The 14,082-nt window shown below is 62.0% G+C and carries 21 protein-coding genes and 1 pseudogene; 9 read left to right on the top strand and 13 right to left on the bottom strand.

Translation table 11 applies throughout. From position 1 onward, the window contains the following. The first annotated feature begins 699 nt into the window (after window positions 1–699). Window positions 700–954 carry a hypothetical protein gene (locus B9A95_RS05710; RefSeq protein WP_084045980.1) on the top strand — a complete coding sequence of 85 codons (255 nt, stop codon included), beginning with the start codon at window positions 700–702 and terminating at the stop codon, window positions 952–954. Window positions 955–1,199: 245 nt separating this feature from the next. Here B9A95_RS05710 and B9A95_RS05715 read toward each other — a convergent pair whose 3' ends face one another. From B9A95_RS05715 to B9A95_RS05750, 8 genes are all read right to left on the bottom strand, one after another. Further along, window positions 1,200–1,571 (bottom strand): hypothetical protein, encoded by a 372-nt coding sequence (locus B9A95_RS05715; protein ID WP_084045981.1) that lies wholly within the window; start codon window positions 1,569–1,571, stop codon window positions 1,200–1,202. 374 nt (window positions 1,572–1,945) lie between these two features. Further along, on the bottom strand, window positions 1,946–2,788 hold the full coding sequence (locus B9A95_RS05720) for an IS3 family transposase (protein ID WP_084044985.1): 843 nt from the start codon (window positions 2,786–2,788) through the stop codon (window positions 1,946–1,948). A gap of 6 nt (window positions 2,789–2,794) precedes the next feature. Further along, window positions 2,795–3,094 (bottom strand): transposase, encoded by a 300-nt coding sequence (locus tag B9A95_RS05725; protein WP_084044986.1) that lies wholly within the window; start codon window positions 3,092–3,094, stop codon window positions 2,795–2,797. A 376-nt stretch (window positions 3,095–3,470) separates the two neighbouring features. Then, window positions 3,471–3,905, bottom strand: a complete 435-nt coding sequence (locus B9A95_RS05730) for a hypothetical protein (RefSeq protein WP_084045982.1) — start codon at window positions 3,903–3,905, stop codon at window positions 3,471–3,473. 11 nt (window positions 3,906–3,916) lie between these two features. Further along, the gene (locus B9A95_RS05735) at window positions 3,917–4,174 is read right to left on the bottom strand and encodes a hypothetical protein (RefSeq protein ID WP_084045983.1); all 258 of its coding nucleotides are present in this window, start codon (window positions 4,172–4,174) and stop codon (window positions 3,917–3,919) included. A gap of 22 nt (window positions 4,175–4,196) precedes the next feature. Further along, complete coding sequence (locus B9A95_RS05740) at window positions 4,197–4,499, bottom strand: ArsR/SmtB family transcription factor (protein WP_212648258.1); 303 nt, start codon at window positions 4,497–4,499, stop codon at window positions 4,197–4,199. Between the two features lie 192 nt (window positions 4,500–4,691). Then, complete coding sequence (locus B9A95_RS05745; RefSeq protein ID WP_084045985.1) at window positions 4,692–5,597, bottom strand: DMT family transporter; 906 nt, start codon at window positions 5,595–5,597, stop codon at window positions 4,692–4,694. 25 nt (window positions 5,598–5,622) lie between these two features. Continuing rightward, the gene (locus B9A95_RS05750) at window positions 5,623–6,447 is read right to left on the bottom strand and encodes a helix-turn-helix transcriptional regulator (RefSeq protein ID WP_084045986.1); all 825 of its coding nucleotides are present in this window, start codon (window positions 6,445–6,447) and stop codon (window positions 5,623–5,625) included. 2 nt (window positions 6,448–6,449) lie between these two features. Here B9A95_RS05750 and B9A95_RS05755 point away from each other — a divergent pair, with 2 nt between their 5' ends. From B9A95_RS05755 to B9A95_RS05765, 4 genes are all read left to right on the top strand, one after another. Next, entirely contained in the window at window positions 6,450–6,680 is a 231-nt protein-coding gene (locus B9A95_RS05755; RefSeq protein ID WP_084045987.1) for a hypothetical protein, read from the top strand. Window positions 6,681–6,840: 160 nt separating this feature from the next. Further along, window positions 6,841–7,329, top strand: coding sequence for a hypothetical protein (locus tag B9A95_RS05760; RefSeq protein ID WP_084045988.1), 489 nt, complete (start codon window positions 6,841–6,843; stop codon window positions 7,327–7,329). A gap of 474 nt (window positions 7,330–7,803) precedes the next feature. Continuing rightward, the gene (locus B9A95_RS33285; RefSeq protein WP_170928446.1) at window positions 7,804–7,974 is read left to right on the top strand and encodes a hypothetical protein; all 171 of its coding nucleotides are present in this window, start codon (window positions 7,804–7,806) and stop codon (window positions 7,972–7,974) included. A 128-nt stretch (window positions 7,975–8,102) separates the two neighbouring features. Continuing rightward, complete coding sequence (locus tag B9A95_RS05765; RefSeq protein ID WP_084045989.1) at window positions 8,103–8,630, top strand: hypothetical protein; 528 nt, start codon at window positions 8,103–8,105, stop codon at window positions 8,628–8,630. A gap of 51 nt (window positions 8,631–8,681) precedes the next feature. On the opposite strand, the gene B9A95_RS31640 is transcribed toward B9A95_RS05765, so the two are convergent. The 3 genes from B9A95_RS31640 to B9A95_RS36540 form a co-directional block, all read right to left on the bottom strand. After that, on the bottom strand, window positions 8,682–9,170 hold the full coding sequence (locus tag B9A95_RS31640; RefSeq protein WP_139806497.1) for a hypothetical protein: 489 nt from the start codon (window positions 9,168–9,170) through the stop codon (window positions 8,682–8,684). Window positions 9,171–9,282: 112 nt separating this feature from the next. Continuing rightward, on the bottom strand, window positions 9,283–9,624 hold the full coding sequence (locus B9A95_RS31645) for a hypothetical protein (protein ID WP_139806498.1): 342 nt from the start codon (window positions 9,622–9,624) through the stop codon (window positions 9,283–9,285). 147 nt (window positions 9,625–9,771) lie between these two features. Further along, window positions 9,772–10,098, bottom strand: a complete 327-nt coding sequence (locus B9A95_RS36540; protein WP_342744566.1) for a DUF6597 domain-containing transcriptional factor — start codon at window positions 10,096–10,098, stop codon at window positions 9,772–9,774. Here B9A95_RS36540 and B9A95_RS05780 point away from each other — a divergent pair. Then, complete coding sequence (locus tag B9A95_RS05780; protein ID WP_084045992.1) at window positions 10,066–10,254, top strand: hypothetical protein; 189 nt, start codon at window positions 10,066–10,068, stop codon at window positions 10,252–10,254. The genes B9A95_RS36540 and B9A95_RS05780 overlap by 33 nt on opposite strands. 17 nt (window positions 10,255–10,271) lie before the next feature. Here B9A95_RS05780 and B9A95_RS36790 read toward each other — a convergent pair. Together B9A95_RS36790 and B9A95_RS05790 are read right to left on the bottom strand one after the other, a co-directional pair. Beyond that, window positions 10,272–10,793: pseudogene (locus B9A95_RS36790) on the bottom strand (IS630 family transposase). After that, on the bottom strand, window positions 10,778–11,299 hold the full coding sequence (locus tag B9A95_RS05790; RefSeq protein WP_084045993.1) for a helix-turn-helix domain-containing protein: 522 nt from the start codon (window positions 11,297–11,299) through the stop codon (window positions 10,778–10,780). The pseudogene B9A95_RS36790 and the gene B9A95_RS05790 overlap by 16 nt, the downstream one beginning before the upstream one ends. A 180-nt stretch (window positions 11,300–11,479) precedes the next feature. Between B9A95_RS05790 and B9A95_RS05795 the strand changes: the two genes are divergently transcribed. The 3 genes from B9A95_RS05795 to B9A95_RS05805 all read left to right on the top strand — a co-directional run bounded on the left by B9A95_RS05795 (window position 11,480) and on the right by B9A95_RS05805 (window position 14,011). Beyond that, a complete protein-coding gene (locus tag B9A95_RS05795) occupies window positions 11,480–11,686 on the top strand; it encodes a hypothetical protein (RefSeq protein WP_084045994.1) in 207 nt (68 codons plus the stop codon). 35 nt (window positions 11,687–11,721) lie between these two features. Then, window positions 11,722–12,432, top strand: coding sequence for a hypothetical protein (locus tag B9A95_RS05800; protein WP_084045995.1), 711 nt, complete (start codon window positions 11,722–11,724; stop codon window positions 12,430–12,432). Window positions 12,433–12,628: 196 nt separating this feature from the next. Then, window positions 12,629–14,011 (top strand): hypothetical protein, encoded by a 1,383-nt coding sequence (locus tag B9A95_RS05805; RefSeq protein ID WP_084045996.1) that lies wholly within the window; start codon window positions 12,629–12,631, stop codon window positions 14,009–14,011. Window positions 14,012–14,082 lie beyond the last annotated feature (71 nt).

Genomic DNA, 14,082 nt, shown 5'->3' on the forward strand with positions numbered 1-14,082 from the left:
GCTCCGCAGGGCAAGAGCGGCTGGCGCAGCGTCGAGGACCAAATCCCAGCGTGAGGGACCCTCATCAGGAAGCTGGAGCGGCGCCTGGAGAGACCGATCGTCAAAGGGGGGTACAAATTTGCGGATGTAGGTGAGGCATTCCCCCAAAGCGCTCCGCAGGACCATACGTCGTTGTAACACGACGCCATCTCCCCTTGGCCTACACGCCGTAGAATAAGAATGCTTCCAGTGCACGGTCTGTCATGCCGCTGCTGCCCGTGTGGGTTCGGCCGTTCGCACCGGCGCTCAAGGCTGGCGCAGTGGCTGGACTGGAGGTACTGTATCGGGCGGTCGTCAAGAAGCGGTAGGCGGAACCTGTCGCTGACAAAGCATGTATTTCCAGCATGTGCCCCCAGCGTAATCGCCCCTAACTAACCGAAGAGCAGGCCAAGAGGCGAGATCGACGCTTCCTAAAAGGCATCCGCCTCATACTCGAAGTCCTCCAAGCCTTGGTGTTGTCTATCACACGCTGAGGCACGGACAACTTGTGCCTAACGAAAGGCCCCACCCCGCCGACTGGCAAGGGTGGGGCCTCTTCGCGTTTGGTCTACTCGCGCTCCAGCGCCTCAATCAGCAAGCGCGTGAGCCACGGGCCGGTCATCGGCACATGTGGCTTCCTGTTCTGCGGGCTGCTGGTGTGCTCCACGCTACCCTGCCTCCATGCGCCCCGCTGACCTGACCCCCGTGGAGATCGCTGACCAGCTGCACGCCGCATACCAGGAGGACCGCCGCCTCGCGCCTGCCGGCCCGGACGAGGAGGAGCGCCTGGCCCTCGCGGACTACCTCGGCTGCCACGAGGAAGCCAGGGCCGAAGCGTGGGAGGCTTGGCAGAGCATGCTGGAGCTGGAAGGGCATGACGTGGGCGACGCCGAGTACTGGCTGGATGTCGAGTTCGTCGAGCCCTGCCCCGAGTAGCGTTCTGCTGCCAAGCGCGAGAAACCCACGCCCAGGGCCTTGAGTGCTGAGATGATCATCAACCTGTAGGCTCTGACGTCGGCCTGGGCCACGCGTGGGCGCTGCTGAGCGAGTGCAAACCGAACAAAGTGGACAAGCGCAGAACTGACATACCCAACGTGCAATGACCCCCACCAGTAAGCCCGTGGGGGTCATTGCACGTTGACTTGAACAAGCCCTTGGGGGATCACCCCCAGAACTTGGGCTTAGGGTTGGGTTCCAGTGGGGTCCTTGGAAGGGGCGTTGTTGAGGGTGCAAGCCACCTTCATGTGGCCGACGTAGCAGAACTCGGGTGCGGTGAAGCGGGTGGTTGCTGTTTGGGTGGGGTCCTTGGAAGGAGCGTCCGTCAAGGTACAGGCGACCTTCATGTGGCCGACGTAGCAGAACTCGGGCGGGGTGAAGCGGGCGGCGGCCTCGCGCGCGCTGTTTAGCCTTGGCAGGAGCAAGGGAGCCGTGCTGGGTTGGTTCTGGGCGGTACCCACCGGGGCACCCGTGGTGCTGGGTGTGGGTGTTGCGGAGGCGGAGAAGGAGAGGGCGACGCTTGCGGCGAGGGTGGCGATCAGCATTTTGGTGTTCATGGTGTTCTCCTGGGGTGGTCCGTAGAAGGGAGGCTTTCGTTCCGCTTGGGCGTGTGCTCTTTGCTTGAGAGAACAGTAGAAAAGCGGCCGTGAACGACCGATGAACAGCCCTGACCCTGCGCGTGTTGAACCTCCATGGGCAAGCGCCCGGGAGAGAATGACAGCGCCCGCCTTGCGGCGGGCTTCGAGGATGGCTCGCACGACGTCACTGTTACGGGGAGGGGTCATGGCTTGCTCCTCAAAAGGCGCGGCCCCACCGTGAGGCAGGGCCGGAAGAGAGCTGTGTTACGACGTCACTGATGTCGTGGCTCATTCCGTAGTCGCCCTCGCCCCTCAAAGTGGAGTGAACCCAATCGAGCGGACCGCAGGGCAAGTCACATCTGGGCGGTAGTGTAGCGGGCGGCGAACTCGGCGGGTGGAACGTACCCCAGGCTGGAGTGCAGTCGGCGACGGTTGTACAGGTCCGCAATAAAGAACTCGATGTGTCGTCGAGCGTCGTCCAGATCGACGTATTCTTGCAGATCGACCTCCTCAGTCTTCAGGGTCTTGTAGAAGCTCTCCATTTTGGCGTTGTCATAGGGATTGCCTGTCCTGGACATACTTGGCGTGATTCCTGCGGACCGCAAGCGGTCCACGTACACCCGACTGGCGTATTGCACGCCCTGGTCCGAATGGTGCAGCAGACCGGGGGCAGGACAACGCGCTGCAAGCGCGTTGTTGAGCGCTGCCAGCGGTAAATCTGCGTCCAGAAACTTTGACATGGACCAGCCCACCACCTCACGGGTAAAACCGTCCAGCACGCAGGCCAGGTACACAAAGCCTTGGCGGACTCGCACGTAGGTCAGATCGGCTTGCCAGACCTGATCTGGCCGTACTGGGACGACTTCGCGTAGCAGATTTGGGAAGCGCTTCTCGTTGTGGTTGGAATCGGTTGTCGCCCGATAGCGGCGCTTCGGGCGGCAGAGCAACCGGCGTTCCCGCATGACTCTCAACACGCGCTTGTGGTTCACTGGGCGGCCTCGTCGGGCCAACTCGCGGGTGACACGCCGATATCCGTATCCGTCGAACTCCACCACTACGGCCTCAATGTCCTGGGACAACGCCTGATCGGCGTCCATCTCCTCCCGGCCCTGCTGTTCGTAGAACCACGAGCGATTAACCCCGTGCAGCTCACACAGACGACGCACCGACACCTCTTTTGGGCGCGCTCCGCGCATCCTCGATCATTTGGTGCCTTGTTTCGAGCGGTACGTCGCCAACGACTTTTTTAGGATTGTGTTCTCCAACGACAACTGCCCGCAAAACCGTTCCAACTCGGCGATTCGCTGTTCCAACGACTGGTCGGGCTTGGCCTGGTCGGTGAAGGCCATTTCCCCACGCACCTCGACCTCCTTCCGCCAGCGGTGGATCAGACTGGGCGAGAGAGCGTGTTCTCGGCAGAGCTGAGCGGTCGTCTTTTGACCCCCGTCAACTTGATTCACGATGTCGAGCTTGAACTCACGGCTGTGGGTACGTCCGGGCATACGGGCTCCTTCGGTGCCGTCAGCCTACGGGCTGACGGGGACGAAGTGCTTGGCCTCTTGGTCCGCTCCTAAGGGTTCAGTCCAGGGCAGGGCCAGGAGGAGGGAGGTCAGGGTGGGGGAGAGGGGACGGGGGTGGGGATGGGGTGAGGTCAAAAACCCTGCTGGGCATTTTCCTGGCAGACACGGCCAACGTGCCCTGCTTGGAGCACGTTCGTGACGGCCCTCACCTGTGATCGAAGTGAGTAGGTGTCTTCTCCTGCTTACACGCCAGGACGTGAACGCTGAGGCTTCCTCAGCGTTCATCATGGGCACTCAGCCGTAGAGTCCGTTCCTCTGAAGGTCGTGCCAGAAAGGCTCTGCTGTCAGGCCTGCCCAGTCAAACATTCCGCAGGTCTGCTGTCGCCGTTCGTCGCCAGGCTTCCGATGACTTTTTCCAGTAATGCCGGTACACGTACGACCAGGGCATGAACACATAGAACAGGGCGACGAACGAGCAGGCAAACGCATTCTCAAGAAAGCCCTGGCTGGCCTGGCCACTGCGCCAGAGGGGCAAGAAGATGCTCAGCAGCCAGATGGTCTTCCAGGCGATCTCCCAGAACAGCAGTGGCAGCATCTGGAGCGGGTACTTCAGGCCCAGGATGGACAGCAGGGACACGGCACCAAGCGTGCTGACCACGACGCCGCGGCTCAGATCCAGGTGTTCAGGGGAGGCCAGGAGTTCCGACCAGGCCAGGTACCCTGTGCCTACAACCAGCAAGAGGTAGAGGAGACGCAGCAGATTGATTCTCAGGACAGAAAGTTCAGTGTTCATGGCGTTGCTCCTTACTCGACTTGTCTCAGGACCTGCTGGATGTCTGCAGTTCTTTCCGCGATGCCGGCAAGTTCTGCACGGAGCGACGCTAGCTCCCTGGTCAGCTGTTCTTGAACGGCCCTGCTCTCTTCAGCGAGTTGGTAGTAACGCTCCCGGTCGACCACTTGGGCCCGGTTTGACACGATGGAGGACAGGTATTTCAGGGCAAAGATGAGGAGGACCGTTCCGAAGAACAGCCCAAGGGTGAGCAGGTACATGCTGTCTGACATCAAACCTCCGTGGTCCGAACGGTCACTGTTTCCCCACTGCTTCAGTGATGGTCGCTGGCGACAACAGCAGATGAAAGTCGGCCACCTCGAAGTATTTGAGGGCCTTGCCGTCGTCTGAGAGTTCCAGTTGACTGGTCACCAGCTTTGCCTCCTCCAACTTCTGGAGATGGAGGTGGAGCAGGGGGCGACTGATGTTGAGTTCCCGAGCGAGTTGACTAACGTAGTTCCGCCCGTTCCGGTGCAGCGCCTGGATGATCCGCAGGCGGTGTGGGTTGTCGAGGGCGGCCAGTACGGCGAGCAGCTGTTCTGCGGAACGGTCCAACAAAACCCCCTTACACCTGTCAATAATATTTGACAGGTGTAAGGATTGTCAATTAGGAACAGCAGGGTGACGATTCGCGCGGCAGGCTGTGCGGCCTGTGGATCCGAATGAGGATCATCTCTCAAGTCGCTCAGGCGGAAGGCAGCCCCCTACGGCGTCATGACGCCATGGACACTTTCAAGGCAACACAACCTTTCATTCTTCTGAGCGGGCGAAAACAAAGGTGGCGCACAGGACGCAGGCCAGCCCCAGGGCGTGCCACAGCGTCAGCCGTTCATGCAGCGCCAGGGCGGAGAGCGCCACGGCGCTGATGGGGAGCCATCCGGTGTACACGGCGGCTGTACTCGCGCTCAGATAGCGCACGCCGGAAAACCACAGGACATAGGCCACTACGGTGGCTCCCAGGGCGTAATAGAGGATGGCCACGCCGTCACCGAGGGTCAGACTGGAGAAGTCGAAGCGCAGGGCCTCCGCAACGGCCAGAGGCAGGAACAGGAGCAGGGCGAACGTCGTGACCACGGTGGTGGCGGCCAGTGGACTGAGACGCGCGCCGGACACGCGACTCAGCACGTTCCACGACGCTTCACCGAACACCGCCCCGAGGACGAAGAGGCCGCCCAACAGGGGACGTGCGCCCGCGTCGGGTGACGCGCTGGGGACTGTCAGCACCAGAATGCCGAGGGCAGTCAGCGCGACGCCGATGATGGCCCTGGTTCCCAGGCGTTCGCGTAAAAGAAGCCAGGCGAGCAAAGCAGTCACGGCGGGAACGGCGCTGGTCAGAATGCCTGCCGAGGCGGCCGACGTGAGGGGAACGCCGTAAAACAGAAAGACCCTGAACAGTACGATGCCGCACAGGGCTTGCAGGATCAGCGGACGCCACGCATCCGGTGGGACGCGTACCGGCCCTTCCCGCCACCAGGTCAGTCCGATCAGGACCACCGAGGCAGGTAGGAGGATCAGGGCGTTGGCAAGAAAGAGAGGCAGACTCGCCCCGACGATCTTGGTCATCACCACGGAACTGCCCGCCAGCAACATGGCGAGGGCGAGGTGGAGGCGGGCATGGACCGAACGGTACGCGTCCGGCGTTGCGGTAAAGAGCATGGGGGGACGTTAGTGGGTCAGGTGCTTAGGAAGATAGAACGTTCTTGACGCCCCGGCGGTACTGCTGCGGCGTGACACCAAAGGTGCGGCGAAAGTGCCTGCCGAGGTGACTCTGATCGGCAAAGCCTGCGAGCAACGCAGTGTCCACAACGGTTTCGCCGCCTCGCAGAAAACGCTTGGCGTGTCTGAGTCGAACCTGGAGTTGATACGCGTGTGGCGGCAGACCGTAGGTGCGGCGAAACGCCCGCAGCAGCGTGAAGGGGTTAAGTCCGGTGGTGGCCGCCAGTTCGTCCAGGGTCACGTTGCGCGCGAACTCGTCTTCCAACTGGGCGCGTACCAGGCGCAGCGCACCTGGCTCGTGCAGGGCCGTTCTCAGAGCTGGGGGCTGGAAGGCGTGCCGCCTCACCAGATGGGTCAGCGCGGCGCGCATCAGGGATTCGCGCGCCAGACTGGAAGCGCGCTCCTCGAAAGCCCGGTGTGCAGTGACCAGCGCCTGAAACAGCGCCGGATCGTTGATCACGACGGGGAGTTGGGGAAGCGCGTCCGGGTCTTCACCGGGATCGGTGAAGGCTCCCTGGAGGAGCGGGGCGTCCGGGTAGAAGTTGCGGTACGTCCAGCCATCGGTGGTCTCGGCGTGTCCAGTGTGAACTTCGTCTGGGTGGATCAGGCCGATCTGGCCAGGGCGCAGGGTGTGAGTCGCCCCCTGGCAATCGAAGGTCATCGCGCCTTGGCCGAGGAGCCCGATGCTGTAGGTGTCGTGGGTATGCCGGGCAAAGGCGTGGGTGGTGAAGCTACCGTGGAGCAAGTCGAGGCCGCCGAGTTCAGGCACGCGCCAACTCTGCACAGGCATGCGTGCGTGGTCAATTGCTGCCCGGACATGGCGTCATCATGTCACAGGCGGCCTTTTGCGCCCGGGTCATTGAAGTCATCAAGGCCTCCAGACCCAGGTATTTCGCCACCGACCACAAGGTGAACTGCGATTTCCTGGCAGGCATCCAGAGCCGTGAGGTTCAGCAGAAGCGTGAAACCGCTCTGGACGCTTCAGGCCTGAAGCTAGAGTCGGTCCTTCCAGGACGGAAGTAATACTGAGAGATTCGCCGCCTTGCAGGCAGGATTGCTAACGCTTGAGGAACCACGTCGCCCGTCATCCTCCGAGTCTACGGCATTCTGTAATGAACAGAATCGCTATTGAGAGGTCAGTGCCGCTTGACGGATCATCACCTCCCCCGCACACGCTGGACGCATGGACATGATTCCCCTCACCCCTGTTCGTCCCGTATCCCTGGGCGTGCATAAGCACTGGCTCGACCTCCGGGTCACTCGGAAGCAGCGCGAGTTTTGCGTCCTCCAAGGTGACCTTCCCCAGGTGTACCGCCAGATCCGGCAAGACATCAGCGTACGTGAGGAAGATCTCGCAACCTACGTGCTGGGATGCGTCCAAGCCCGCCGTGAGAACGAGAAAGCGTTCTACTTCGACGTCGGCGGCCCGAAAGGCCGTTTCTTCCTCCACGGACGGCCTGAAGCCACGACCTTCGCTCAGGCATTCTCCGTGCACGGCACGGTGGAGGAAGCCCGTACGGCGGGTCTTGCCTGGAAGGAACAAACCGCCCAGCGCCTCGCCCTCTTCCAACTCGTGGCACTCGGTCGTCAGAGCGTTGCCCTTACATACGCGGAGCCCGTCGTTCTTCCTCCCCCACGTCACTTCAAGGGGGGAAGCTGCAAACGAAATTAACGGCCATTCGAGAAACTTACCTGCAACCCTGCGAATGGGAACAACTCGCCACGGACCGGAGTATCGATGTCCGGAAGGCGGTCGCTCAGCGGCTCCCCTTGATCCTCACGGGACGCCTGCAGGCCCTGTCTGTTGATCCCGCTGCCACCGTGCGGGCGGTCATTGCCGGGCGGCGCCCGCTTCCCTCAGCGCTTTAGGAACGCCTGCTGGTTGATGCTGCGTCCAGGGGGTGAACGGGGGTTCCAGAGTCCTTCTGAGGCTCTTTAGCCCATGCTTGGGGCGTAGAGCGCGGCTTGGCTTGACCGATTACCATTTCCTGGGGTGAGGGGAGTTGGGGAGGAAGTGCGTGAGAGTCATCGAAGTTCCTGCGCTAACGCCAATTAGGACAGAGAAGCGGATCCCATTAAGGGTCCTCCACAACCTACTCGCAACTTGCTGATGTGCTGTGAGTAGGTGGGGCCGCACCATAAGGGCATGAACGACTTCTACCGCCACAGCACTGCTCAAGAACGCGTCCAAACCCTCCACCAGGAAGCCAAGCAGCAGGAACAGGCCGCCCAGTGTCGCACTCGCAAGACGTTCTGGGGATGGCAGCTCCGCGTCACCACCTGGGGCCTGATCGTTCAAGCACCCCACTGGGCTTGAGCATGAACTCGCATCAGTACGGCACTCCTCGCATAAGGTTGACCCTCACCGTATATCGGGCTATGTTAGAGAAATCAAGGCGGCCTCCGGGTCGCCTTCTTCGTTTTTCATGACGTACGCTTCGCTTGATGGCTCGTCCCTGGCAATACCCTTTTGAGCTGCACACCCGCTCAGAGATCATTGAGCGTTATGGCTGCCTTCCTGAGCAGATTCAACTGGATGAGGACGCCTCCGAGAATTGTGGCTGGCCGGATCTAGGTGGAACCGCCCTTCCTCGGGGGTACGGGATTCTCCTCGACAGTGTTCTCACTCGCGTGACCATGAGTTCGCCCGACAGGACTTCCTATGATCGCGACGAAGCGTACCTCCTGTGGGGAACACCTAAACGTGATTCTGGGGACAGCTTCAGTGTGTGGTTGGAAGAGGGACAGCCAGAGACTGTGGGTGGCATGATCGACCTGACAGGCCTCAACGTAGCGTTCGTGCGAGTGGTGCTCTCGCTTGCACGGCGGGCGGACCAGGTGCTGATCTGTACTCATTCTCAGGATGTCGTCGAGCCGACGCCTCGGGCACTCGCAAGGAGTGTTCGTCGGAGCATCTCCGAGCGCTGGCAGGGTGATGCAGCAGACCGTATTGAACACATCACACTGTCTTAGCTCTAAGCCCAGTTAGATCAGAGACGGGGCGACTGAAGTCAAATTCCGTGGTCAGTCCCAGGCGTTGAAAATGATCTCCCCAATACGCTGGGGTTTCCACGATTGGACTTGCTTAACCTCGCATGCCCAAAGGTCTTGAAGCACCTGAGATTTCGGAAAAGCTTCGAGATACGCGATGTCCAGCACACGGAAGTCTGAAAAACCTTTCAGCGCTTGTGCCAGGCCCGGCACCTCTTTCCACTTCATGTTGAATGCGAGGGAAGCAAAGTCAACCGCATGGGTTGGCTCGACCAGGGCCAGCCACGGATAGTGGGCGTTGCAGAGGATGGAAGTCCTCTCGGAGCCGATTTGCACCTCTGCAACATGGAAATTTCGGTCAACCTGACCTTCAGCGGTAGCGACTCGAACGAGGCGAGCGCGAACGTATCGTGCGGCCTCATTACACAGCCGATGAAAGTCAGCGCTCTCCACCCAGGGATGCCTCTCTCCCTTCGGGGCGAAACCAGTAATGCCGCGAGGAAGGGAGTAAACATCAGTCATGCTGCTCACGGTATCCGGCTTTGCGAACTTGAGCCTATAAACTCTAGCCGTCAGTCTCTGCTCTAAGGGTATTTAGAGCTGAGAGGTGCTCTATGGCATAAGTTGTCCGTGTCTACCTATTCGTTTCGCCAGGTACGGGTACGGCATAGACCAACGTGATGGTCTTGTCGCCAGTCAAAGAAATTTTCTGTGATGCGGGGACAGTGCTGTAGCCTGGTGAGAAGCGAGCCAACACCACGTACTCCTCGTTGGCGGGCAGATTGGCAAAAACTTTAGAGCCTGCAATAGACCCATCGAACACGACTTCATCCCTCGTTGCGTTCCACACCAAGACGGGCATCGCTTGGGTTATATCCGCAATCGTAACCGTCAGTGAGTGCATCGCTGGCGTTGGGGTAGTCGAGCACGAAGCCAGCAGTGTTGTAGCGAGTACCAGCAGACCAAAACGTTTCATACTGCCCATTCTGCTCGGAGCCCAACAAGTGTGGGCACGAATGTGTGGTGAGTTGGTGCGATGTTCGCTCGCTCGAAAAAGGGGAGTGAGGCATCTTTAGGTCCACTGAAATGCTGGGCTGCCGAACTATTGCGACGCCACCATTCACTATGTCCAGGAAAGGGCCGGAATGGCGCGGCTGACCGGCCCTGACACCGGGGCCAGGTCCAGCGTCTGCACTCCCATGGCCCAGCTGAAGAGCTGCCGCGCGCCCCAGGGATAGAGCTCGACCCCCATGGCCCGCGTGAGGCCCACCGACACCAGCCGCTGTGGCGTCAGGTGCATGCCGGTCAAGGTGGCGCCGGGCATGCGCTCCAGTGTGCCCTGCCAGGAATCTCCACTGAAAAACGTCAGACAAACGGTGCGCTCCGGCATGAAGCGGTGTTCTTCCTGCACTGACGCATGAAATTCCTCGACCTGCCAGTACGTCCGCACCAGTGGCCGCAGCTGGGGATGGGGCAGGACTTCGAGCTACACCGGTCAGGTGAGGGCATCTCGGACGTACCTTGCCCAGATTGTGAACGCCTCCTGGCGGCCATCCGCGAGTTGCAAGCGCAGGTCGCGCGAATCAGCGAGACCCCAGTCAATTAGTACAACGCATTTAAGATTTAGATAAACTGTGTGCCGAGGATGTTGAGTCCCGTCACCAGGGCCCCGCGAAGTTCAGGCACCGAGTTGTAACAGCGACGTGGCATCAGGATGCCCTTCAGTCTGCGCCACACCTCCTCGATCAGGTTGAGAAAAGGCGCATAAGGTGGGAGGTAACGCAGCTACAGTCCTTTCTCTTCCCACTGTGTGATCTTTTCTGCGAACTGCGCTCCCTTGTGAAAGGGAACGTTGTCCAGGACCACGACGGTGAGCCGATCGGGTGTACAGCCTGCAGCCAGGGTCTCCAAGTCAGCGATGACCTGCTGAGTGTTGCACGTTCCCTGCAGCTTACGGACTTGCAGGCGCTCTTCACGTCCCTGGAAGCTGGAGGTGCCGATGAGGTTGATGCGTCCAGCCGATCCCCACCGGGTGGGGATCTCAAACTGTGGCCCAGAACCCCGCCTGAACCAAGTCCCACCGATGGACAACATCAAGGAAAGGCCGGTCTGATCGAGGTACTTCAAGGTCAATCGGCCGTCCAATGCCCCTTTTTTAGCGTCTCCAAGGCGCGCTGATGTTGCTGCACCCCTTCAGGATCGAGCTTCTTTGCCGGTGAATCCCTTGCTCGCTTCCAGCTGTATCCCAGCCGTTGGAGATGATTGCCCAGGGCACGAGGTCGGATCACGATCTGCAACTGCCTCTCGATTTCCTCGCACAGCAGAGGCGCGTTCCAGAAGCGCTGTTCCTGCAGTTTCTCGTGGAGAAACTGCTCAACCTCTGGGGTCACCGCGGAACGTCGTCCGGGTGCGCATCCATCCGTCAGTCCTGACATTCCGTCCTCTTCAAACCGTGTGAGGTCGTTGTGAATGGCTTGATGGTTGCGATCAAAGTGTTTTGACAGTTGGGGAATGCTCCAACCCGCTCGATGGAGTCGCAGAATACTGGCTCGGAGCCGAGCCTTTGGATGGGTATGAGGGCTGAGTTCCAATTCACGGAGGCGAGCGTCGTCTTCCTCTGAAATTTCGATACGTCGGGCAGGGCGGGCCATGCCTAAGTCTACTTCTCAACTGCGCTGTACTTAGGGCGTCACTACGCGGCGCGACAGCATCCTCCGCGCCGCGCAGTGACAGGGAACGCCTTCGTGTTAAACAGTTGCCTGTACTGCGAAAAAAAGCGCGCACACACAGTTTTTGACGCCAGATTGACGCCCCGGCACCTACTGTGGGGCATGAGGCGAGAACAGTTTTACGTGCTGCGACTCTGGAACGACGGCGCTTCCCCCGAAGACTGGCGAGTCGCGCTCTCACCTCTGGTGGGTGGTCCAGAGCGGTACTTCATCAGCGTGCAGGACTTTTCCCGCTTCCTGGGCGAGGGCGACGGCCTGCACCTGCGCGGGTGGGACGCGCCGCCTTCTCCGTCCGGGCCCTCCTCTTGATCCCACCGCCTTCCCTCTCGCCTCAAGGAGACCCCATGCGTACTGCGCCCCTCACCCTGCTGCTCGCTGCCCTCACCTCCGCCGCCTCGGCCCAGACCCTCTTTCTCAACGGCAAGCCTTCTCCTGAGAAACCCGTCGTGCTCAACGGCAAGACGTACGTGCCCGTGACGGTGCTCCCCGCCCTGGGCGTACCCGTCAACATCGTGGGCAGTGTGGTGCGGCTGGGCACGGGGAGCGCGGCGAGCCCCAATGCCCAGGGCAACGGGGCGGGCGGGGCGGGCCAGAAGGCCAGCGTGGAGGGCTGCGTGAACGAGTGGCTGTTCAACGGCATCTGGCGACTGCGCGTGACGAAAGTGGACCGCGTGCAGGACCAGTATTACGGCGAGGGCTGGGGCGTGACGATGGAGATTCGCAACGGGACGACCGAAACCCTGACGATGGACAATGCCGGCATCATCTACAACGGCGCCGTGGAGATTGACTTTGCCGACGGCAACAGCTGGTCCAAGAGCTGGCGCGAGGGCTGGCAGGACAAGACCTACGCCAAGATGCTGCAGGGCGGCGGCACCGTGTATCAGTTCAAGATTTTCCCCGAGAGCAAGATGGACGCCGCCGCCGTTTCGGCCTACGCGCCGCAGAAGTTCCAGTTGGAGGTGGAGAAGAAAGTGCGCGCAGACCGCGGCGTGAAGGTCGGCTTCACCGTGCCCGACCCCAGCTTCCGCGTCAACCTGACCTGCAGGAAGTAGGCGGGCCAGGGATGGGGAGAACCGGGACTTTCCCCGCTCCCACCCTCTTTTGACGCCCATTTGACGCCCTCCCCCGGACGATAGAGCCAGGAGGCAAATCCATGAAGCGTCGTGATCCAGCGGCCTCTCCCTCGCGGGCGGCCCGTCCGCCCTTCCTGTCTGCCGGAGGAGGTCGCACTCCGGCCCGGTCTGTTCCGTGAGGGGGAGGCGGCCCCTCGGCCTACTGGCCCTGCTGCTCGCCGTGGGCACGGCGCGGGCGGAAGGCAGCTTCGGCGTGCGCTACTTCCTGCCCGCGTCCCCGGCGCTCAGCGGTCTCAGCCTCGACGCCACCTGGCGCGGCGAGGCGCTGGGCGGGCAACTCGACGCGCGGGCGAGTTTCGCCGGACCCGAGAAACAGTCGTTTGGCCTGACCTACACCCGCGACAAGACGGTGGTGCTGACCCAGTACGACGCCTCGCGCACCCTCTCGGGGCGGGGGCAGACTGGACTGCTGTTCGTGCAGCAGGGCTTCGCGCCGTCCGGGGACACGGGTTTGCGGCAACTCGGGGTCACCGCCGTGTACACCGATGGGGGCGGAACCGGGTACGCCTTCCGGGTGGTCAACGCGGACCTGACCGGAAGCGGCAGCTTCTCAAAGCGCTGGAACTGGTCCCTGGGCACCGGAACCACCCTCAGCGACTCGGGCACCGACGAGGGGTACGGCAACCGCACGGTGAGCACCCGCGCCCGCGCCGGAGTCACGGGCCGCTTCGAGGGCGCGCACCCGGCCAGCGTGAACCTTCAGGGCAGTTGGGACCACAGCAGCACCACAGCGGGAGGCAAGCCCGGCAGCCCCACCCCCTCGCGCCTGGGCCTGAGTGGCAACGCGAGCGTGAACGTGACCGCCACCGAAACCGTCACCACCTCGGCGCGGGCAGATTCCGCCGGCAACTGGAGCAGCGACCTGGGGCTGCAAAGCACCCGCCCTCCGGGCTGGTCGCTCTCCGCGGGAGCGAATGTGAGCGGGCGCTTCGGGGTGGGTTCCGCCGCCGCCGTGCCCGCTGCTCTCGGCTGGACCGCCTCCGTGACCCGCGCTCCACAGCCTTGGGGCGGGCGGCTGACCTACACCGGCGCGGGGCAGCCCTCACCCTCGCACGCGCTGGACAGCGAGGTGCAGTATCAGCGGGAACGCTTCTCGGTCCAACTCGGCGGGGGCGTGACCTGGCGTCAGGACGCGGCGACTTCAGCCTGGGTGACGGCCTACCGCGGCAGCGCGGGCGTGACGGCGCAGGGCGAGGGGCTCAATGCCCAGTTGCGGCTGAACCTCACCGCCAACCCCAGCGTGACGGGCGGCGTGACGACGTACCGCACGGGCGGCGGCCTCAGCGGCAGCGTGACGTATACGCGCGAAGCCCTGAGCGCCGAGTTCTCGTCCGCCCTCAACTACGCGCCCGGCAGTCCCGCCCCCTGGACGGGCGACGTGGGCCTGGGCGTGCTGTACAAGGTGTCCGAACGCCTTCAGGTCAGCGGCAGCGTGCGCTACCGCCCCGACACCACCAACCCCGTGCAGGGGGGCGTCGGGCTGCGCTACACGTTCTGAGTTTCCCCTCCCTGCGGGCCATTTCAGTCCCCCACCCCACCTGAGCCAGGACCTTCGCTCCACTTCTCTCT

It is taken from the genome of Deinococcus hopiensis KR-140, assembly GCF_900176165.1.
Classification (GTDB): Bacteria; Deinococcota; Deinococci; order Deinococcales; family Deinococcaceae; genus Deinococcus; species Deinococcus hopiensis.